Origin of the sequence: Mycoplasma anseris ATCC 49234, from assembly GCF_000702805.1 — a bacterium.
Taxonomy (GTDB): domain Bacteria; phylum Bacillota_I; class Bacilli_A; order Mycoplasmatales; family Metamycoplasmataceae; genus Metamycoplasma; species Metamycoplasma anseris.
On record NZ_JNJX01000001.1, the window covers coordinates 85,964 to 108,856 of the forward strand.

Below are 22,893 nucleotides of genomic sequence, written 5' to 3' on the forward strand. Positions count from 1 at the left end.
TTTTCTAACTAGTTGAAAATAGGTTTGAAACGTTCGATGAATTTGTCAAAAGTTGCTTCTTTTGGGTTTGTTTGAGCAATACTTGCAAGGGCTTTAGCTGTTGAAGTTAAAGCTTGTCTTAATGGATCTGATTTTGTTGAAGCGATATCTTCTACAGATTTGTAGTGTTCTGGATCTGTAACTGCTTTTTTAAATCCATCAAATGCAATTTTTTGGGCTTCGTTTAATTTTAAAGCTTTAATATCTTCTTCAGTTTGTGCAAAGAATGAAGATGTAGGAGATACATAACTTCCAAATAGGTTGAACATATCAATTGGGGTCTTATTAGTATAAGTTTTACCTTCAAATGAATGTGTTTTATATTTGTGAGTATAGAATCATTTAATGAATTCCATGATGGCCTTGTCTTCTCTGTCATTTGCATGCATTAAAACAAATGAAGGGCCTTGAGTGAAGATTACATTGCTTTCTTCACTTGCACCAGTTGCTTTAAGTGGAATTGGTAATCAATCAGCTTCTTTTTGTTGAAGAGTTTCGTGTTTTCCTGCTTCAGTTAAATCTGATGCCAATAATACTGTAATAGGAGAATAATTTGAAGCAACTGAATCTTTATTGAATGTTACCCCAGTAACTTCTTTCTTAATATCTGGATTGTTTTGTGAAACAGCATATAATTTTCCATTTTCTTCTTTAAAAATCTTAGAAGTTGAAACAGCTATTTTTTGACCAGCATGTGCTGTCAAGAAGTCTTTTAATTTTTTATCATCCTTGGCTGTTTTAAGTTGATAATCATATTTGCCTTTTTCGCCGGTGTATGTACTGTAAAAGAAGTTATTATTGTGTTTTCCGATTCCATCAATAATTTTGTTAGAATCTGTTGGAGCAGTGTAAGTTGCTGCATTAATAACACTGGTATTATCAGCAACTAAATCATTTGTTTCTACATAGTATGTTTTATCTGAATCCTCAACAAATGTGTGGCTTCAACCAGCTGTTGATCCCATTGAAATTGCAAGTTTGTGTAAGGTTAAGTCTGTTGAACCGTAGGCACCAGCACCACCAACTCAAATCGCTCCAGTTTTAATACCATCTAACAAAATATCCACTGCTTCTTTGAAAACTTTATATTCTTTAGAATTTTTGTCATTTCAGAATTTTTTGTAATCATATCCACCAGTAACTTTTTCTTCTGGGTTTTTAGAAATGTAGTGTTTTTCAGGATTATCATTAGTTAATGAACCCACGATTGAGTTAACAGCGTTAGGGAATGAGTCAAGACCTAATACATAAGTTTGATTACTGTTGTTGTACATCTTTTTAAACAAGATTGATAATTGAATTAATTGTTTGTAATTTGAGAAGATTTCATCACTTAATTTAAATTGTTTAACATCTTCTTTAACTTTGTTCTTAACACCTTCGTTTGTTGTTTTTGATGGTGCTCAAATTTTGTCAGCTTGAGTTGCATCAGTTGGTGTATCATCACTTGAAACTTTTTTACTATCAGTATAAGCCTTAATGTATTTGTCAATTAATACATGAGGTTTTGACTCTTCATATGTTGCACCATATTCAGTCATAATTTCATGTAAAAATTTACCTAATAAAATTTGGTTTAAAGCCATCATTTCTGTTGAACGAGAAATAGGTGCTACTCATTTTTCGTTTTTATCATTTAGGGCAATACGTTCATTTGAATGAGCAAACGCGTCTGCTAGGCCCAAAGAATTATAAACTTCATCAGGAATAGCTAAAGTCATTCTATATTGAACAATTGTTGAAGCAATAGCTGGATAGTTAATAACAATATTGTAACCACTAGAAGCATTACGTGCATTTAAGTCAGCACTTATTTTTGAACCATCATAACCGCTAGTATTAATTAATATTTCCATTTGTAACATTTTGTCTTTGGCGCCACTTACTACTTCAGGTGATTTATTAAATTCATCAACATATTTGTTGTATAAAGCAACCATTGCTGATAATGCTTTACCTTGATTATTGGTTGATGAAAAGCCTGAAAGAATTGATAGCTTACCATCATCATTTAAATCGTATCTACCTTTTTTAACGCAAGAAACTGTCAATGATGCAGCAACTCCCGCTAAAATTGGTAATAAAGTCATTGATAATAATTTAGATTTTTTCATGTTGTCCTTTCAAGAGTTAAAATAAATAATTCGATTTACACATATATAATTTTATTATATATTTACTAAATTTTTGAAATCTAGCAAGTCCAAACCTAAAATCTAATGAAATTTCACATAAAGAATTAAGTTTTTTATAAATAAAAATTATTAGAGCAATATTTATTTTAATTATTGTATAATTAAAAGATTATGTGGGGCAAAAAATTGAAATTCGTTGCCTTGGGTGATTCGATTACTCAAGGATTTAATTCAAAAATAGGTGGTACTACCGCTGGTTTTAAAAAAGAAAATGAAGTTTTTTCAAAGGGTTTTAGTTATGCTGATTATTTAATGGAATACTTCTTTTATTATTTAAAACATAATAACCGAGAATACAAGGAAATATGAAATGAATTTTCATATTCTAATTTTGGTTTAGCTGTTGCTAGGATAAATGATTATTTAAATATATTAGATGAAGACATTAACGATGAGGTTGTTGAACTTTTTCAATTAAATAAGAATATTGAAAAACAATTAGCAAATCAAAATTCCTCTTTTTTAAAATTAGAATCAGATGATATTAAATTAGATATTGAAAAACATATTAAACAAATTAAAACTGAAATTTCACAAGCTAATTTAATTACAATTAGTTTAGGAGGGAATGAATATCAATCAAGTTTTCCGTTGGTACTTTTAAAAAGCCTTATTTTAGAAGAGAATTTTTTTATTAAACAGAAAATTAAAGAAAAAATAATAAATCAATTAAAAGAAATTGTTGTTTCCATTAAAGAACAATATTTATTATTTATTAAAAAAATTAAACAATTAAATCCAGAAGCAACCATTGTTATAGTTTCTTATGTGCCACCTTTTCTTCCTTTTTTATTATCATATGAAAAAATCTTAAAAAGAAAACATCCTCTTATTTTTAATGATTTTTGAAAATCTGTTTTAAATGTTATTAATTCTGCATTTGCAGAAGTTTCAATTCAAACTGGTACATTATTTGTAAATTGCTTTGAGTTTAAAAACTGAAATAGAGACTCAAGAAAATTAGTAGAAAATTTCTTGGATGTCCACCCTACCGAATTAGGATATCAACAAATTGCAAGAAAAATATTTTTAAAATTGCTAAAAACTAATTCATTAGATTTGAATTTAAATGTTGTAGAAAAAAATAATTATCTTTCTTCTTCATTAAATATTGCCAAAAATATTTCTAATGATTGTAAAAATCATTTTCAACAACATTTAGAAATGTTATATAACCAAAACAGAATTAATGTTATTTTTCGTTCTTGGAACAAACAATCTAATCAAATTCAAAATCCTTATTTTGTTTTATTACAAAGAGAAACAAAAAACTTCATTGAAGAAGAAAGTAATTTGACAATTACAACAAGAGAACAATACACTTCATTGAATGATATTTTAATTAAAAATATTTTTTCTATTTTTAATAACTTAGACGAAAAAACTGAATTTAGAAAAGCAATTCTTAAATTAAAAGAATATAAATTAGTAAATAAGGTTTTTAAAGATGTTATTAATTCTCCGATTATTGAAGAAATTATTCAAAATATTGAAAAATTATACAAAAAGACTGGTTGCATAAATCTGCATTTCTTTATTAAAAAAGCTTTAATGAAAAATGAAACTTTAATTATTGAATTGCTTAGAACATTAATAAACAAAGAAAATTCTATTTATAAAAAATCTATCTCAATGATCGTTGAAGCCACCATGAATGATCTACGAAATCAAATCAGAATCACAACTAAATCTTCTTTTTTTAATACATTATTAAACAATCTAACTCTTAATGACAAATATAATGCTGATTTATTACTTTTATTAGAACAAATCAAAACCTTTTTATTAAACTTACCTAATAGAAACAAAATAGATCAAATTTATTATTCATTTTTAGAAAAAAATAAAGAAATTATTAAAGTGTTGTTTATTGATGTTGTTTCGCTATTAAAGGATTTATACAATAATAATAAAGGCGAAATTTCACAAATAATTTTAAAAGGTTTTAACATCCCACAAAAAATTCTAAGGGATAAGGATTGAAAAAAAATAGAAACCACACTGGATAAATTCTTCTTGAATTTTGAAAAGACCAGCACACAAAAAGTTGTTTTCAAAACCTTTTTTAAAGCATTAAAGGCCATCAAACTTTGGGATTGAGTAGAATTAAAGGAATTTAAATTTAGTAAATTTTTATACTTGATTCTTAAGAAATTTGGAAAACTTATGTTTTTAAATATCTTTAATAAAAATACTCGTCTAATTAATAAACTATTATTCATTTTGGTTAATTTAAAAATAAAAAATAAATTAAAATAGGAGAGTTATGGAATTATTTGAAAAACAAGTCCCATTTAATACTGGATTTTTAAAAGTTAGTGAATTACACCAAATTTTTTATCAAGAATATGGCAATAAAAATGGTGTGCCAATTGTTTTTGTACATGGTGGCCCTGGTGGCGGTTGTAGCGATTCTAGTTCGCAATATTTCGACCCAAGTTACTATCACATTATCTTATTCGATCAAAGAGGTTGTGGCAAAAGTTTACCAAGTGCTGAAATCAAGGAAAACACCACTTGAGATTTAATCAAAGACATGGAAAAATTAAGAATCCATTTAAATATTGAAAAATGAATATTATTTGGTGGTTCTTGAGGTTCAACATTAAGTTTAATTTATGCAATTAATTTCCCAAAAAATGTTAGTGGAATGATTTTAAGGGGGATCTTTTTAGGGAGAAAAAAAGATCAACATTATTTATATCAAGAGGGTGCTTCATGATATTTTCCTGAAGAATATGAAGAATATAAAAATTTTGTTCCAAAACATGAACAAAATGATTTAATGAAGGCTTATTCAAAATATCTAAATTCTAAAGATCAAGCTGTTGCTGAAAAAGCTGCTTATCATTGAGCAAAATGAGAATTAGGTTTAATAACCTTGGATAAAATTGATATTATTGAAGAAATCTTAAGCGATAAAAAAGCCAATTTAGAATTAGCAAGATTAGAAAACCATTATTTTATAAATAACATATTTATCGAAGATGATAATTACATTTTAAACAATATTCATAAAATCAAGGAAATAAAAACTATTATTATTCACGGAAGATATGATATGGATTGTGTTCCAGAAAATGCTTATTTACTATATAAAAATTTAAGTAATGCCAAACTTTATTTTATAAGAGCAAGCGGTCACAGTTCTAAGGAACCTTTAATTGCTGAAGCTTTAGTACAAGCAACAGAAGAATTTAAAAAAGCAGAACTTTAACTTTGTCTGCTTTTTTAAATTCCTTGGTTTTTTAATTTCCTTTATATATTAAAACACTATATAAAAAATTCATCAACCATATGTTAAGTAAATAATAACAAAAAGGTTGTAATTTTATTTTTTATAAATTTTATTGATTTCGTTTTTTAAGAATAACAAGCATTTCAATATGATATGTTTGCGGAAACATATCTATAACTTGAGCAAATTTAATTTCATATCCTTTTGTTAAAAACATTTGTAAATCTCTTATTAAAGTTCTTACATTACAACTAATATATGCTATTTCTTTTATATCATTTTTAATTACAGAATCAATCAACTCATTTGTTAATCCGTTTCTTGGTGGATCAAATATTATTATGTCTGAATCAATGTTGTTGTTTACTAAATATTTCGAAGCATCATATGTATTAAATTTCAAATTTGTAATGTTGTTATTTTTGCAATTTATTAAAGCGGTTGCTTCACTAGTTGGATTAATTTCTAAACACAAAACATTGTTAACATATTTAGATAAATAGCAACCAATTATTCCAATACCTGAATAAGCATCTATTATGTTTTTATTCTTAAAATCAATGTGTTTTATTAATAAATTAAACATTTTTTTCATTTGTGATTCATTAATTTGATAAAAAGAATTGTAATCTACTAAATAATGATTGCCATCTAAAATGTGTTCTAAGAATTTTTCTTCATTATCAAGATATGTTTTTTTTATTTTGATTAAATTTTTTTCAAATATTGACACAATAATTTGTAGTTTGTTAAAATCTATTTTTTCTTTTAATTTTGAAATGAAATCTTTAATGCTTTTTTCATCATTAAAAATAGCAAAAATTATTTGAACTCCAGTTTGTTCTTCATTAGTCCTTATTGTAATATTTTGCAAATCACAAATGTTGGCTCAATTTAAAAATTCTTTATCAGTTTTAAAAATCGAAATGATTTCTTTAGCGATTTGATTGATCGAAGATAATGCTAAATCAAAATTTGTTTGTTCAATTAATAAGTGGCTTTTTCTTTCATAAAAACCAAATTTTATTTCTTTTGGACTTTTTAAAATTTGAAGAGTTAATTTATTACGATATTCAAATTGTTTTTTTGAAGGGATAATATTAGTAGAAATTTTATAATTACAATTTCGTTTGAATAAATCTGCAACTATTTTTTGTTTAAATTCTAATTGATCTTGATAATTCAAACTTAAAAGTGGCGCAGAACCAGCAGCATATAATTCTTTATTTTTTATTTCAATTCTTTTTGATGATTTCTTTATTATTTTTTCAATCTTTGCAAAAGCATATTTTTTATAAACACTTGTTAATTTGATATCAGCAATTTCGTTATTTAACATGTTTTCAACAAAAATAGAAAAATTTTGTGTCCTTATAACACCATAACCTTCATAACTTAATTCGGTTGTTTCTTGATTTTTTAGTATTTGTCCTATTTTATATTCCATATTATTTACCTAAACAAAATTTACTAAAAATATTATCCAACAAAGCCTCGTTATCAAATTTTTTATTCATAATTTCTCTTAAATTTTCTCAAGCTTTTGTTAAATCTAAAATCACAACTTCAGGACCAAAACCATTGTTTAAACCTTCTTTTACTTCCTGAAGATTTAATAATGTTGATTTTAATAAAGATAATTGTCGTGTGTTATATAAAATTTCTTTATCATTTAGATCAATATCTTTGTATTTTTCAATTAATTTACTTTTTAATTCATATAAACTTTTTGTTTTAGTAGAAATACATACTTTATCTTTTGGTAATTTTTCAACTAAATCTCTTTTATTTAAAACATCAATGTATTGCTTGTTTTTAGAAAGTTCTCTAATTTTCTTGTCTTCTTTATTTTCTCTTTTATTTGGTTCATGTAAATGAACAACGATTTGAGCTTCTTTAATAGCTTCCAACGACTTATTAATCCCGATTGACTCAATTTTGTTTTTAGTATCTCTAATACCAGCTGTATCAATTAATTTAAACAAAATTCCAGCAATCTCAAATTCTCCTTCAACAATATCTCTGGTTGTTCCAGCAATGTTTGTTACAATTGCTTTTTCTTTTCCGATTAATAAATTTAATAAAGAAGATTTACCAACATTGGGTCTTCCTACTATAGCAACATTTACACCTTTGTAAATTTCGGTTGCATTATTTGATTTATCAATAATAATTTTTAATTTTTGTTCTAAATTGTTTATTAGTCTTAAAAGTTTTTCTTTATCCATTTGCTCGATGTCATTATAATCAGAATAATCAATATTGATTTCTACTAAGGAAATAATTCTTAGTAATTCTTCATCTAATTTTTCAATTAATTCATTTATTTGTGGGTTAAATTGTGATATAGCGATTTCTGCTTGTTTATTTGTTTTAGCATGAATCAATGCATTAATAGCTTCTGCTTTTTCTAATGTAATTTTTCCATTTAAAAAAGCTCTTCTAGTAAATTCTCCTTTTTCTGCTAATCTAGCACCATTAGCAATTAATAAATTTAATATTTTATTTGTAACAATAATGCCTCCATGAGCATTTATTTCAATTGTATTTTCCCCAGTATAATTTTTTGTTCCAATAAAAAAATTAACTAACACTTCATCAATGATTTTTCCAGTTGAATTATCAATTATGTTTCCAAAAGTAATGGTACGATCTTCACCAATCTTACCAGTATAAACCTTTTTTAAAATATTAATTGAGTCTTCTCCTGACATTCTAATAATTGAAATAGCTTGATTAATATTTCCACTTGAAATAGCAACTATAGTATCTAAGTAATTCATAATACAAATTATATATAAAATAAAAAAATAAGACAAAATTGAAATTTTCTATTTATTTAAATTAATTATAATAATAAGCACTGTCGCTTTTGTTATTAAAAACAAAAAACATTATTTTTAAGTAGTTTTTTGATTATAAAGAAATGTTAATAACTTTGTTTAAATTGTTTATAATTTTATTAATAAAGGAGAATGAATGAAATCAGAAGCTTTAGAGACCACAAAAGAGTTTTTAACTTTAGAAAAAGAATATCTAAAAACCGATAAAAAAGAAAAAATCCCCAAAGTAAGGAAAATAACTGGTGATATTTTTAGATCTTCTATTTATGCTATTTTATATTTAATTGTTGTTATCTTTTTGTTAGAGATTTTTAAATATGTCCCATTTGATTTTGTTGATGTAAAAAATGGAACTTTGTTTCATAATTCAATTAAACTTTTATTAGGAATTTTTCCGTTAGTTTTAGCAATAAATGTAAGTGCAACTCATAGTTATAATCGAACATTAGGGGCAATTGTAAATTTATTAAGTTTTGCCTTATTTTATCCATTATTTTATTTTGCTATAACGTTAGAAAATGGACTATTTTTATTTGGAAGCAACTTTGCCATAGATAACTTTATTGTAGTTGGACTTTTTCCGTTTGTAGTATTAGGTTTTATATCAGGTTATCTTTGTGGTTATATTAATTCATTAATCATAAATAAATTTATAAAAAGGATAAGAAACCATAAAATAATTAGATTTGAAAAATCATTATTATGTATGTTTTTATGTGTGATTTCTTCATTAGCGATTTTATTTTTATTACAAATTCTTAATGTTTTATTTTTTCAATTAATAAAAATTATTGATTCACACGAAACTCCTTTTGCTAAGAATTTTGCTTACGTTTTAAAATTAGTAAGTGATCCTTCAACACAAATCAAAGAACAATTTACAAACATGAATTGATTTTTGGTTTTTCTAGGAATTGGACTGGCAATAAGTTATTTATTATTAACTCCCAAGAAAGAAAGAAAATCTTCATTAACAATAATAGTTCTTTCAATAATCCAAGTAATAATTTTTGGAAACCCATATGTTCTGTTATTAATTACTTTTATTTTGATTCCATTTTTCTTTTTTGTTGTTTTAAGTGTAGCTTCAATTTTATTATCAGTCATTGCTTCAATAGAAATTCCGAATACTTCAGGTGTTGTTTCAAAGGTTTTTGATGCAAAATTGGATATGACCATTGACATAGGTGTAAATGTTCATGATTTTGAATGAAATAAATACTTTTTAAGTAATTCATTATTAATTGCCTGTTCATTTATATTTGCTTTAATATTTGTAACTATAATAGCGATTTATATGAAAAAAACTCACGTTCAATATTTTGGCACACCATATAACAATTTAAAAATCCTAAATTCAGAATATATTGTTGAAAATAATTACACTGTATTTTCTAAAACTTCATCAATAAATAAATCAAGATTAATAAAACACCAAAAATCTGATGAATTATTACAAGATATATTAGAAGAACAAGAAATATCCACTCAAACAATTAATAAAACTAAGCAATTTTCAAATGAAAAAGAATTAACAAATCCAACAATACATTTAGATAAGAAAAAAAATAATCCACAAAAATTTATTGAAGATGAGGATTTTGTTTTAAATAACGATGATCCTCAAGAAGAATTACAAAATATAGAATTAAATTACGAAAAAACTAAAGAAATTGAACCCTCAATTATGAAAGTGTTAAGTTTCGAAAACAAAAAACTACCTACTTCTAAACCGGTTAAGACAATAACTAGCGAATTAGAAATATTTAATAACGACTTAAAAAGTCCGGTAATAGGTATAGTAAAAGAAGTTGGTGAAAATTATGTCTTAATCAGGGCTTCTTCAAACATTTTGTTAGCTACCAGTAATCTTGAAGTAGTCAAAACAAACCTTAATTTAACAACAATCAAAATCGAAATTGATAACAAATTCTTTGAAATATCAGTCAATCCAAATTCAAAGAAACTTGATAAGGATAAATTACACAATAAAATTTACATATCACCAGGTAAAAAACTATTTAACAAAAATAGGATATTAGATTTAAACAAAAAATATTTCAACGAATTAAATCAGGACATTGAAATTAAAATTACTAATTTAACTTCCGGAGAGCAAAATTCAACATTGGTTAAAGAAAAACAAGCTGTTGATAGAAAAACACCAATCTTTAAAATTTAAGCAACTACTAGTTGCTTTTATTTATAATTATTTTATGAAAATAGGAGTTATTGCTGAATTTAATCCATTTCATAATGGTCATAAATATTTGTTAAGTAAAATAAAAGAAAAATATCCTTCTTCAGAAATTGTTATTGCTTTATCTTCTGATTATGTTCAAAGGGGTGAAAAAGCAATTGTTTCATATGAAGAAAGAAAAGAATTTGCTTTAAAATATGGAGCAACCAAAGTTGTTCCTTTGGATTTTTTTACTTCAACTCAAGCTGCTCATGTTTTTGCTGAAGGTTCTATTAAGATTTTATTAAAAGAAAATATTGACGTTTTGTGTTTTGGAGTCTCTGATACAGAAGATATAAACAAATACATATTAGCGGCAAAAAAAATTAAACAAAATATTAATGAATACAATTCGTTTTTAAAAAAAGAATTGAAGCAAGGGAAATCATTTGTAGCCAGTGCTTTTTCAAGTTTGAATAATTTAATGAAAGAAGAAGAAATTCCAACAGACATTCTAGGATTTGAGTATACAAAATATATTATTTTCAACAATATTCCAATCCAGTTAGATTGCTTTAAGAGAACAATCGAGCATAACTCATTATTTCCTAATGATGAATATGCTTCAGGATCATGTATAAGAGAAATGATAAAATGTGGGTTAGATGTATCTAAATATACACCAATGAAAATAAATTTTAATTTCCCAAAAATCGAAGATGAATATTCGAAGTTTCAAGAAATTGTAAGATCTAGCACAGCTGAAGAGCTAAGCCAAATCTTATTAGTTTCTGAGGGCATGGAAAATTTATTTAAAAAACATATAGATTTGACTTCTTATAATGAATTTGTTGATGCTTGTACATCAAGAAGATATACAGCAAGTAGAATAAAAAGAGTAATCTTATATGTTTTGTTAGGAATTCAAAAAACAAAATAAGCTACACCAATTTAAAGGTAGCTTATTTTTATCATCATAAAAATCCAATTCTAATATTCAAATGTAAATAAATTGGCTCTGCTATATAAAAATCTTCTCCCATCTTCTTCATTAAATAATCGAAAACCTAGTCCAATTGAACTTTCATCTCAATTTGTATACTGAAATAATCAAATTTCATATTTCTTAGAATCACTATTTTTTGTGTTTGTTAGCATCAAATCACCTAATTTAAACTCACATTGAGGCTTGCCTATAAATCTATCTGGTCTACACCAAAATATTTCATCTATAATGTCATGGTAAGTGTTGCTTGTAGAAAAAGGAAACAAAACATAACCAACGTTTGTTGTTATTTTATAAAAAAGAGAATCAATAATATTGTTATTGAAATCAATGTTTATGTCGAAATTTGATCTAAAAAAGTCTGAATTCTTTTTAAATATGGTTTGTGGAACATAAAGAAAATCAATGTATTCCACTTTTTTAAGTTGTTCTTCAAATTTATCTTTTGAATAAATTCCATTTTGTGAGGTGTCTTCTAAACCCTTAGTTGATAAAAGAAAGTAATTTTCTTTTGAATTAATCTTGACAAAATTATCAATTTGATCTCATTTAGATTGTTTTTGATTAAAAACCAAACGGATAAAAGGGTGCGCGATATTACTTGTTTTATCTGAGTTTCTAAAAGTTTTAGGATCTTCAATAAAGGAGTTGTATGTGTTTTGGTGTTTTCATTCAAATGGAATGAATCATTCATCATTCTTCTTTTGTGTTAAAACACAAGCGGTTGCTATTGTTGTTGTAATTGTGACTGGAATTAACGTAGAACATAGGATAATTGCTAACTTCTTATTTTTTCTCATTATTTAATAAAACCTCATGATTTTAGATTTTTGGTCATTTCTACCCCATTTACATGAACGTCACCATTTCAAAAATAACGTTTTAAATGAGCTTCACCTTTTGTTGTGTCTTCCATTGTCATAGCCCCACGTATTGTAGATTGATCTAAGATTATTTGATTTCATTCCATTTCTCTCAAATTCTTTATAGAACTTGCAGTTCAATTATATGTAGCTAATAATCTTCCATCCTTATAAAGCCCATAAACAATAAATGAGTGCCCTGAAACTTTCTCTTTCTTTTCTAAATCTGATCCATATTTAATATTCATTGACATTGAGGCTTCAATAGGGATCTTCTTATTTTTTAAATATTTTTCAAAATTTGCATTAGAGACACCAAAATTATAAATATTGTAATTTGCCCATCCATTTTTTAATTCAACACTCATGAAATCATTAATTAATTTCTTTTGTGTTGTAGAAGTGGTGCCTTTAAAATAATTGTGAGTTTGCATCATGTTTATATAAAATTGATCTTGAAGGTGGGGTATAATTTCGTTAACAAGAATTTTTTTCTTGTCTTCCTTATTCATATCTCTATAATGATAATAAAGAGCTTCTTCCATATATTTATCAGTGTTATGTATTATTTCGCCATTATAATCTCAATAACCCATTTTACTTTCATCATAGTCAATGTTGACTCTATAATTTTGAATTGTCTTAATAAGGCTTAATTTATCAAAATATCCAAAATATTGTGAATTTTTAAAATATTCATTATATAAAAGCAATGAAGTCATAGACAAAAAACCACAAATACCTCCCCAATCTTGTTTGGGGTTTGGTAAATATTTAGTTGGTTCATTATCTCCAATATGTTTACCATTTACTACCTTGAAAAACCAGGAATTGTCAACCTCATAATCAGCATAAAGTAAATCTAAATATGATTCTTTTATTTTATATTCCTTATGATTCTTTGATCCTGCAGTTCTTAATTCTTCTAAATCAGAATTCTTAAAGTCACTAAAATTTTTAATTTTACCCTTTTCTTTGTTTGTTGGATAATATTTTGGATATTTTTTATCCGCTTCTTTCTTAGGTTTTGCTTTTGGTTTTCTTCTTCTATCACCAATCATTGTACGATCTCTATCTTGTAAGTTGTGTAATTCAAAATCTACAAGACCATTTCTTATAACAATTATATTTTTGTTATTTACTAATTTGCTATTAGCCAAATAAGATCGCACTTTACCTAAGTAATTAGGATTTACTTCCACAATTTTTTGTAAATCAATATCAAATATAGAATAACCTTTGTTTTTAAAAAATACAATTCTTTTATTTAAGTGGGTTTCTTTTGAATATAAAAGTTTTGATGAGAGTATTTGGGCTTCGAAGTTACCAGTTAATCTTATGAAATCATATAAGCAAAAATTTTCAATCTTTTCTTTTTCATCATCTAATTTTTCATTGCTCATAGACACCAAAGATATTGATGCTGAAAATATTGGTATTAGACTACCAATCCCTAAAAATATTTTATTCATATCTCCTCTTTTAAGTTTTAAATGTATGTTATAGTATTGATTTTGCTTAGACATTAATTATTCAAGTTGTGTTGTATAGAAGCCACTTAATTATTAAATGTAAAATTCTGTCGGTTTTCTTTTCTCATGTATCCTTCTTGTTTCTTTTACTCTCCTTCATTTTATTCCAAATTCTAAAAAGAATTTTAATTTTAATATTGGATAGACAAAAACAACAAAAAAAAGAAGCCAAAGCTCCTCTATTTTTTTGTTTAACTATCAAATTTTGAATATTTTTTTAGGAGATAAATACATTTTATCGCCAGGTTTAATGTTAAAAGTTTTTTGAAAATCAATATTGTTTTTTAGCTGTAAATTAGTTCTTAATTTAACTGGAGCATGAACATCCACATTAGCTAACATTTCAATAAATTGTTCACGGTATTTTGATCTTCAAATAATTGCATATTGTTTGAAGAATTGTTTTGGATTAAATTTAGGATCAAAACGTTTGGCTGATTCATAAGCACAAGAAACCCCGCCACAGTCAGCAATGTTTTCAGAAACTGTTAAGGTTCCATTGCATCTTACTTTATTTGTAATTTTTACCTTATCAAATAACTGAATCATTTGTTTAATTTTCTTTTCAAAGTTTTCTTCGTCTTTTTTGGTTCATCAATTATGTAAGACACCACGTTCATCAAACTTAGCTCCATTGTTATCAAATGAGTGAGAAATTTCATGAGCAATAACAACACCAATTCCACCAAAGTTTTGACTTAAGGTTTGTTTAGTGCTGTAAAAAGGAGCCTGTAAAATTCCGGCTGGGAAAACAATATGGTTTGATGTTGGTTGGAAATAAGCGTTAACCATTGCTGGAGTCATTGATCACAATTTCTTATTCTTAATTTCTAAATATCTATCGTATTCTCATCTAATTCTAATTTTTTGGAAAGCCAAAACATTTTGTAATAAGTCATCATAGCCATTGTATGATTGTACGAAAAACTCATTGTAATAAGGTTCAATTTCTTCTGGATAGCCAACCATAACATCCATATGGGTCAATTTTTTGATTGCCATTTGTTTGGTTGCTTCTTCTAATCAATCATTATTTCTAATTGATTCTTTATAAACATCTTTCATGGTTTCAATCATTGCTTCAAGTTGTTTTTTGGCTTCTGATCCAAAGAAAACCTCTCCATAATATTTACCATAAACCATTTTATAAATGGCTTCAGCTTGATCGCTAGCTACCTTTTCATTAGATGTAAATTTATTAATACCAGATAAGGCATTTCTAAACATTAAGGCTTCTTTTCTAGTGGTATTATCTAATCATTTAGCATATTCTAACACTGTATTAACAATTAAGCTTGCTTTGTATTCTTCAAAATTATCTTTATTAAAAATCTTATTAAAGTTGTTTAAGAAAATTAAAGAAGGAACAATGATTGATTTAATTTCCTTTTCTCCAACAAGCATTCTGGTTAATTTTTCTACATCAAAAACTTCAATATGACTTTGAATTTCACTTAAGGTTCTTGGATTATTTAACTCATAATATTTAGCTTGTTCTTCCCTAGTTAAAACATATTTGCTTACTTTAGCATCTAAATTGATAGTTTTGTCTACTATGTCATCGGTTTGTTGTTTAGAATAAATTTTGTTTAAGATTTTAGTTGCCATTTGTTTAAAAACACCTAATAAATTGGTTTTTTTCTTTTCATCATCATAATATGATTTTTCAGGAAGGATATAAGGATATTCATCCATTCATAAAACCAATTTACCTGGTTCTTCAAAACCGGTTGAAACATCTATTTTAAAAGGTACAGGAAGGTTTGAAAGAATTAATCATTCATAATTGTTGATAATATCATTTCATGAGTTAAAGTTATTAATTTTGGTCAATAAAGCATCTAGAGGTCTAACCCCATTTATTTTACGTTGTTGTCAATTTTTGGTTAATTTATAAAATTTAATCATTTCTTTTAGCATTGGATAATTTTGAATATCCTTATCATTAACTAATCATTTATTGAACAAAGTCTTTTTAATTCTTTGAAGTTTTTGATCAATCATACTAAAAGAACCAATCCCCGGTTTATCTCCAGGAATTTTCATTTTGGCTAATTTTTTACCATTTACTGCTTCAAAAAAGTCATCTTTTAATAATTTTTTATTCATAGTTTCTCCTTTTTATTTGGTATATAAAATTTTATTGTATTTTTCTTGCAATATTCTTTTATGGTTTGTTATGTCTAATTTTTCAAAAATCAATAGTGGCTTTTTGTCCTTCAACATATTAATTAAAGTACTTAATAACATTAAGTTTTTAGGATTATCTAAATTAGTTGCGATCTCTTTATCAAAAATAATGTATTTAATATTATTTTTATTTATTGTTTGAATAACATCTTCATCAATTGTCTTGATATGAACGCCAACATTTTCACCACTCACACTTAAAAGATCTAGGCGCTTGAAAATAAGATCATTGTTGCTCATATTGTTAAGTTTAATGATTTGAATTAAGTTTTTAGAATCCTCAATAAGAGTTTTGATTGCGCTTAAATCAGTTTTTATGAAATTGTAATCTTCAATTACTAAAAAAGCGTTTTGGATTTTATAAGAAGTTTTCAATTTATTAATGAATTCTTGATCTAAATATCAAAATAAATCTAATCCAGCCATCGATAACCTTAATTGTTGATCTAATTCCTTATCCTTAAAAACAGGCGAAAGAATCTTCAAATTAGAAGTGGAATTGCCAAGTGTTTTTAAACTTGTGGATTCTATTTCAATTTCACCTTTTTCAATAGCTTTTATACCTCTACTGTATTGTTTATAAAAATTTTTAAAGGCATCAGTATTGATTAAATTATTATTAAATGTTTTGAAGTTGACATCAATTTTATTATTTTTTAAGAAATATAAATAATTTAAAATAATATCAAGGTTTTTATTAGTTATTCTATCACATAAATCTTTATTAAATACGGCAGCAAAATTAACATATTTAATTGCCGTCTTTAAAGATTTTAAGACATCTTCTAACATGATTTTAATTGAACCATTAGTTGGTAAATTATCAGGAACAGTAAAAAATAATTTGTCCTCATCTCTAATAAAATCCATGTAAACTGATAGATTACTTGGAATATGTTGAGTAACTAAATCAATTATGGAATTATCTTGCATTAATTGCTTAGAATGTAATTTAATAAACAAAATGTATTTATAATCATTTTTAATTAAATTTCTAGTATTTTCACTTGTTTTAGCAAATAAAGATTTTACATTTGCATCTTTTTCACTTCATTTTAAGGTTAGTAATATTGTTTCCTCATTTAATGGATTGAAATACAATTTAAAATTCATTTTCTCTGTAGATTGATTAATTAAAGAAATTTCGATATTAAATTCAGGATCATTAAACTCTTTGTGTTCAATTGCCTTTTTAAATTTAGTAATTGAATTTTTAGTAAGAATTTTTAAAAAAGAAGAAATATCACATCATTCAGCCTTAGCAAGGGGATTAAACCGAATAAAATCAGGTAAGATTTCTAAATTTGCAAAATTCTTATTCATTTTAATTCTTTGCTTTTTGGGTTGTATATCAAATAAAAGAAAACCATTTAAATTAAATCTTTTAATTTTTTTTAATTTGGAAATTTGATAGATAAGCACACTTATTAAAATAATTGCTATTACTAAGAAAAGAATGGAAATAGCTCAATGAAATTTATTTATCTGAATCATCTGGGTCTACTCACTTTTTAATTGAAGGATGGTATTTATCTAATGTTTTAATTTTGCTTTCTGTTTCAAATTGAACATGGATTATGTTATCTAAAATTTCTAACACTTCCCCCTTACCATAAATTTTGTGGGTTATAAAATCGCCAACAATCAAATCAACATTTTTATTGATATTAGTTGATGTAGAGAAATTATTTGCAATGTTTATACGGTTTTTGGTTTTTTGAATGCCAGCTTCAATAATGAATCTACTTTGAGAAGCGGCGTTTCTTCCTACAGCGAAAGATAAAAATAATTTTTCCTTAGCCCTAGTTAAAGCAACATAAGCCAATCTTCTTTCTTCTTCTAAGCCCTCTGGATTTTCTTGAACCATTGCTTTTCTATTTAAATAAGTGAAATCATTTTTCGGTGAAATTGATATTGCTCTTTTTAAAGGAAAGATATTTTCGCTTAAACCAGCAATGAAAACATAATCAAATTCAAGACCTTTGGCATTATGAACAGTCATTAAAGATACATAGCTTGCAGCATCATCGTCCACATCTCTATCAGTTATTAAAGTAATTTCTTGTAAATATTGATCGATTGTTCCAGTTGGGTTTTTGTTTTCTCAATTTTCAATTGCCTCGATTAAACTATTAAAATTATTTAATCGCTCTTCATATTCTTCTTGCGATTTTTTTATTTCTTCAAAATATTTGATTCGATGAATCATTAATTCTTTTAAAGTTAGGTTGATATTATTAATTTCTAAGGCTCTTCTTGCTCAGCGGATTTGATTAATAAATTGAGCAATATTTCTTAAGGTTTCAATAGAGATTTTTAAATTGCGTTGAATATCATTTATTTTTTGTTCTAAGCAACTAAATAAGTCCAAATTTTGTCTTCTTGCAAATTTTAATAATTTTTCAATGGTAATTTCACCAATTTTTCTTGAAGGCTTATTAAGAATTCGTAATAAAGAAATTTCACTTCCATCATGAATAACTCTTAAATATGCCAAAGCATCTTTGATTTCCTCTCTTTGATAAAACTTAATCGAACCAAAAAGTTTGTAAATTGTATTTTCCTTAATTAAAGCCTCTTCAATTGCTCTTGAATAACTATTAATTCTAAATAAAATAGCAATATTTTTTAATTGAACACGATTTCTTTTTAAATCTGAAATTCGTTGTGCAATTCATCTTGCTTCTTCTTCTTCACTGTAACCACAGAAGAATTCAATATCCTCACCTTCATCATTTTCTGTATACAAATCTTTTTTCAATCTATATTTATTGTATTTAATTAGTTTATTAGCAGCAAAAAGAATTTTTTGAGTTGAACGATAGTTTTTTTCTAGTTTAATAGTTATTGCATCAGGATAATCTTTATCGAAATTTAGAATTATATTAATATCAGCATTTCTTCAAGAATAAATGGTTTGATCAGGATCTCCTACAATAGTAATATTGTGACTTCCAGCTATTTTTTTTACAATTTCATATTGTAGTTGGCTAGTGTCTTGAAACTCGTCCACTAGAACATATTTAAAATAGCGAGATCATTTATTAGAAATGGTTTCGTATTCCTTGTCATAAAATAAGTGATATACAAATATTAAAAGATCATCAAAATCTAAAGAGTGAGCCATGTCTAAATGGATTTGATAGTTTTTATAGATCTTAATTCTCATGTCATCTGAATCTTTAAACTCTTCTGATTCTTCTAAGTCTTTAGGAGTTTTTAGATCGTTTTTTTGATTTTGAATAAAAGAAATAATTGAATTATAAGAATATTGTGAAGCAGTAATATCTAATTCATTATAAACAACTTTAAGAACTTCTTTTTGGTCTAATTCATCAAGAATTTGAAAATCATTAGGATACCCCATGTTATGAATTTCTTGTCTTAAAATTCTTGCGCATAAGGAATGAAAAGTAAAAACATTAGGTTGTCCTAACTCAGAAGAACCAAGCAATGCTTCCACCCTTTGTTTCATTTCGGCTGCCGCTTTATTCGAAAACGTTACTGCCAGAATATCTCTTGGATTGATATTCCTTTCATTAATTAAATAAGCAATTTTATGAGTCAACACTCTTGTTTTGCCGCTTCCAGCACCAGCAATAATTCTTAATGGTCCGTCAGTGTGTAACACAGCACCTAATTGCTCTTTATTTAACATTTCTAAATTCAATTTGTTCATTTCAATCTCCTAAAAAAATAAAAAAACATATTGCTATGCAATAAAATACTAATAAAATTATACTTTATTTACGATGTAATTTCAACTAAGAACTAAAAAAAGCACTTTGTAGTGCTAATTTTTTCATTCTAATTTAGGTAAATTTCTGATTCTCGGCTTAATTTCAATTAAATTTTGATTTGGATCTTCGATTTCTTCATACTTATTTATTCAAACGGTAAAAGAATTTGAAAAAGTGTCATTTAAGCCAATGCGATTATTTCTAGCATTTGTAATTATTAAAAATAATTGTACAAAACTAGCTAAACCAATTAGAATTGTTGGGATTAATAAAAATGCTAATTGAGTGTTAGTTAAGTCTTCTTTTTTTATTCCGATTAATGCAGCTTGTTCGAAAGTTTGGGGCGAAATAAGAATTGCAAATATAGTAAAAATTATCATTCATAAAAAAGCGAACAATCTTTGGCGATCAAAAATAACTTTAGAGAATTTCTCATTCGAATTTGTCTTAATGACTTTTATTCTACAAATTCACATTCCAAAAGTTTTTCCATATCAGAAAATTGGAATTAATATATATCAAATCAATAAGAAGATAATTTGATCAATTAACCATACATAATATAAAATATTATGGATTTTTGCCTTTTGATAATCAAAAGCAAAAAAGCTTGTTGTAACAAAAAACACCAAAAAGATTAAACTATCTAATAAAGTTGCTAATAATCTAATTCAAAAATTAGCTTTTAAATTAATTTTTATCATGTATTGTGTTTAAGAATTTCTTTTCACTTGTTTGTATCTTCAAATAAGTCATTTTTATCTAAATTTTCAGCTTTTAAATATCCTTGCAAATCTTTGCTGTTTAATAAGTCATTGTGTTTTAAATTAAAATTATTTACACTCTCAATTAAGCTTTTTTGCATCATTTTAATTGATTTTGAAACAGAATCAGATCTACGAGTTTTAATCGAACCAAGATAGCCAGGTACAAACCGTTTCATGTGTTTAAAATAAGCAATTGTTAAAATTAAATTAACGGTTTTATCTTCGCCATATTCTTTAAAAATTTGACATCATTCTCTATGAAAATCCTTGGGATTAAATAATGTTAATTGCTCATTAAAATCTTCAATTCAAGTATTTTGGATGTAAGCAAAATTTTTTGCTTTCAAAATACCAAAATAAACGAAATCAATACTATATTGTAAATTGGCATTTTTGATTTCTACTAAATTATAGAGATCATCAACAATATTAGTTTTAAGAATTTTATTAAAAGAAAAAGGTGAAATCATTAAAATAGCCTCTTTGGATTCTTGTATATTATAAATATTTTGCTCTTTAATTTTCTTTGATTTTAATTCATGTTTTACTAAGCCACTACCAATGCCATTAATTTCGATAAAATCAGGTTTAATTTCAGATTTGTCAATAAATTCATTAATTCGTTTTATAAATTCATTTTTTACATAAACATATGAATACATGATGAAAGTGTATTCAGTTTCAACCATTTTAATAGCTTGTTGTAAGACTGTATGAAAAATTTGATGGGTAGAATTAATAATTAATTTCATTCGATCCTTGAAAATATTATTCATTTTGTTAATAATTTCAAAGCCTTCTTCGCTTGGTTTATCAAGAGTTACAATTAAATTAAAGTTTTGATCTTTTTGTTTAATAAGATTTTCAAAAATGTTTTCTAAAGGAGTGCTGGGATTATAAATAGGTAAAATGATTGTTAAATTTGGTTTAGTATTTTGCATAATTACATCTTAATTGTTCCAGCAATTCTTGGGAAAGGAATAACATCTCTTATATTTGCAACACCAGTTACATACATAATTAATCTTTCAAAACCAATTCCAAATCCAGAAGAATAAGCATAACCGAATCTTCTTAAATCTAAATACCATTGTAGTGGTTCAATTGACATGTTTAATTCATTCATTCTATTTAATAATTTATTGTAATCGCCTTCTCTTTGACTTCCTCCAATTAATTCACCAATGCCAGGCACTAATAAATCAAAAGCAGCAACGGTTTGCTTATCAGAGTTTTGATGCATATAAAACGCTTTAATATTTTTTGGGTAATTAATAATAGCAACTGGCCCATCAACAATTTTTTCAGAAATAAATTTTTCATGTTCACTAGCAAGATCCATTCCAAAGTGAATATTTTGCTCTTCAAATTGATCTTTAAAAGCCTTTAATTTTTCAACAGCATCACGATAGTCGAGAATTGTTAATTTGTTATTTAAGAATTTATTTAGGGTTAAAAGTAGTTTTTCACCACTTAATTTATTTAAAAAGTCCATTTCATCTGGGTGTTTTTTAATAGTATTAGAAATAACGGTCTTTAATAAATCATCAGCCAATAAGATGATTTTGTTTAAATCATAAAAAGCAACTTCTGGTTCAACCATTCAAAATTCTGCTAAGTGTCTTGAAGTATGCGAATTTTCAGCTCTAAAAGTTGGAGCAAAAGTGTAAACTTTTTTTAATCCAGCCGCTAATGCTTCAGCATGCAACTGACCAGTAACTCCTAAAAAAGCTTTTTGTTTAAAAAACATTTCTGGATTTTCATCATCTACTACTAAAGTTTCGCCAGCTCCTTCTCCATCATTAGAAGTAATAATTGGGCTGGCAATGTTAATGAAGTCATGTTCTTGGAAATATTTATGAATTTCAAAAGCAAGTGTATTTCTTATAATCATTACTGTTTTAATTAGATTGGTTCTATGTCTTAAGTGTGGAACTTCTCTTAAAAATTCTAGACTCGTTTCTTTCTTTTGAATAGGAAAATCTTCATCAACTTTGTTAATTAAAGTTAATTCTGATACAAGAATTTCAAAAGGTTGAGGAGCACTTGGAGTTAAACTTAAATTGCCCTTAACGCTTATAGCACTACCTGAATTAATATTATCAACGTTTGATTTATTAATTAAATCCCCTTTAATAACTAATTGTAAATTTCTTACAGTGCTTCCATCATTTAAAGTAATAAAACGGATTTTGTCATTTCCTCTATTAGAAAACACTCATCCTTCAATAGAAATAGCATCATTATCTTTTAGGTTTTTAAATTCCTGATACATTTTTTTAATTGTCATAATAACTCCTT

Annotated in this window: 15 protein-coding genes; 4 read left to right on the forward strand and 11 right to left on the reverse strand. The window is 25.9% G+C overall.

Annotation, left to right across the window (positions count from 1 at the left end; all coding sequences use genetic code 4):
* Positions 1-8: 8 nt before the first annotated feature.
* Positions 9-2,153, reverse strand: a complete 2,145-nt coding sequence (locus T401_RS0100380; protein ID WP_033178516.1) for a P68 family surface lipoprotein — start codon at positions 2,151-2,153, stop codon at positions 9-11.
* A gap of 192 nt (positions 2,154-2,345) precedes the next feature.
* On the opposite strand from T401_RS0100380, the gene T401_RS06275 reads away from it, so the two are divergent.
* The gene (locus T401_RS06275) at positions 2,346-4,493 is read left to right on the forward strand and encodes an SGNH/GDSL hydrolase family protein (RefSeq protein ID WP_033178517.1); all 2,148 of its coding nucleotides are present in this window, start codon (positions 2,346-2,348) and stop codon (positions 4,491-4,493) included.
* A gap of 7 nt (positions 4,494-4,500) precedes the next feature.
* Positions 4,501-5,451, forward strand: coding sequence for a prolyl aminopeptidase (gene pip / locus T401_RS06280; protein ID WP_033178518.1), 951 nt, complete (start codon positions 4,501-4,503; stop codon positions 5,449-5,451).
* 130 nt (positions 5,452-5,581) lie between these two features.
* On the opposite strand, the gene rlmD is transcribed toward pip, so the two are convergent.
* Both rlmD and mnmE read right to left on the reverse strand, forming a co-directional pair.
* Positions 5,582-6,919: a 23S rRNA (uracil(1939)-C(5))-methyltransferase RlmD gene (gene rlmD / locus T401_RS0100395; protein ID WP_033178519.1), complete on the reverse strand. Its 1,338-nt coding sequence runs from the start codon at positions 6,917-6,919 to the stop codon at positions 5,582-5,584.
* A 1-nt stretch (position 6,920) separates the two neighbouring features.
* Positions 6,921-8,255, reverse strand: coding sequence for a tRNA uridine-5-carboxymethylaminomethyl(34) synthesis GTPase MnmE (mnmE, locus tag T401_RS0100400; RefSeq protein WP_211246851.1), 1,335 nt, complete (start codon positions 8,253-8,255; stop codon positions 6,921-6,923).
* Positions 8,256-8,451: 196 nt separating this feature from the next.
* On the opposite strand from mnmE, the gene T401_RS06285 reads away from it, so the two are divergent.
* Positions 8,452-10,497: a voltage-gated chloride channel family protein gene (locus tag T401_RS06285; protein WP_033178520.1), complete on the forward strand. Its 2,046-nt coding sequence runs from the start codon at positions 8,452-8,454 to the stop codon at positions 10,495-10,497.
* Positions 10,498-10,531: 34 nt separating this feature from the next.
* The gene (locus tag T401_RS0100410) at positions 10,532-11,434 is read left to right on the forward strand and encodes a nucleotidyltransferase (RefSeq protein WP_033178564.1); all 903 of its coding nucleotides are present in this window, start codon (positions 10,532-10,534) and stop codon (positions 11,432-11,434) included.
* A gap of 50 nt (positions 11,435-11,484) precedes the next feature.
* Here T401_RS0100410 and T401_RS06290 read toward each other — a convergent pair whose 3' ends face one another.
* The 8 genes from T401_RS06290 to asnS form a co-directional block, all read right to left on the reverse strand.
* Entirely contained in the window at positions 11,485-12,300 is an 816-nt protein-coding gene (locus tag T401_RS06290; RefSeq protein ID WP_033178521.1) for a hypothetical protein, read from the reverse strand.
* A complete protein-coding gene (locus T401_RS06295; RefSeq protein ID WP_145960553.1) occupies positions 12,300-13,835 on the reverse strand; it encodes a putative cysteine peptidase in 1,536 nt (511 codons plus the stop codon). The genes T401_RS06290 and T401_RS06295 overlap by 1 nt, the downstream gene beginning before the upstream one ends.
* Positions 13,836-14,090: 255 nt before the next feature.
* Positions 14,091-16,004: a M13 family metallopeptidase gene (locus tag T401_RS0100425; protein ID WP_033178523.1), complete on the reverse strand. Its 1,914-nt coding sequence runs from the start codon at positions 16,002-16,004 to the stop codon at positions 14,091-14,093.
* A 12-nt stretch (positions 16,005-16,016) separates the two neighbouring features.
* Positions 16,017-17,579: an MHO_4530 family protein gene (locus tag T401_RS06300; RefSeq protein WP_033178524.1), complete on the reverse strand. Its 1,563-nt coding sequence runs from the start codon at positions 17,577-17,579 to the stop codon at positions 16,017-16,019.
* Entirely contained in the window at positions 17,563-19,764 is a 2,202-nt protein-coding gene (locus tag T401_RS06305) for an ATP-dependent helicase (protein ID WP_033178525.1), read from the reverse strand. Before T401_RS06305 ends, T401_RS06300 begins: the two co-directional genes overlap by 17 nt.
* A 114-nt stretch (positions 19,765-19,878) precedes the next feature.
* Positions 19,879-20,529 carry an RDD family protein gene (locus tag T401_RS06310; RefSeq protein WP_033178526.1) on the reverse strand — a complete coding sequence of 217 codons (651 nt, stop codon included), beginning with the start codon at positions 20,527-20,529 and terminating at the stop codon, positions 19,879-19,881.
* Entirely contained in the window at positions 20,523-21,533 is a 1,011-nt protein-coding gene (locus T401_RS0100445; RefSeq protein ID WP_033178527.1) for a glycosyltransferase, read from the reverse strand. The genes T401_RS06310 and T401_RS0100445 overlap by 7 nt, the downstream gene beginning before the upstream one ends.
* Positions 21,534-21,535: 2 nt before the next feature.
* The gene (gene asnS, locus T401_RS0100450) at positions 21,536-22,882 is read right to left on the reverse strand and encodes an asparagine--tRNA ligase (RefSeq protein WP_033178528.1); all 1,347 of its coding nucleotides are present in this window, start codon (positions 22,880-22,882) and stop codon (positions 21,536-21,538) included.
* Positions 22,883-22,893 lie beyond the last annotated feature (11 nt).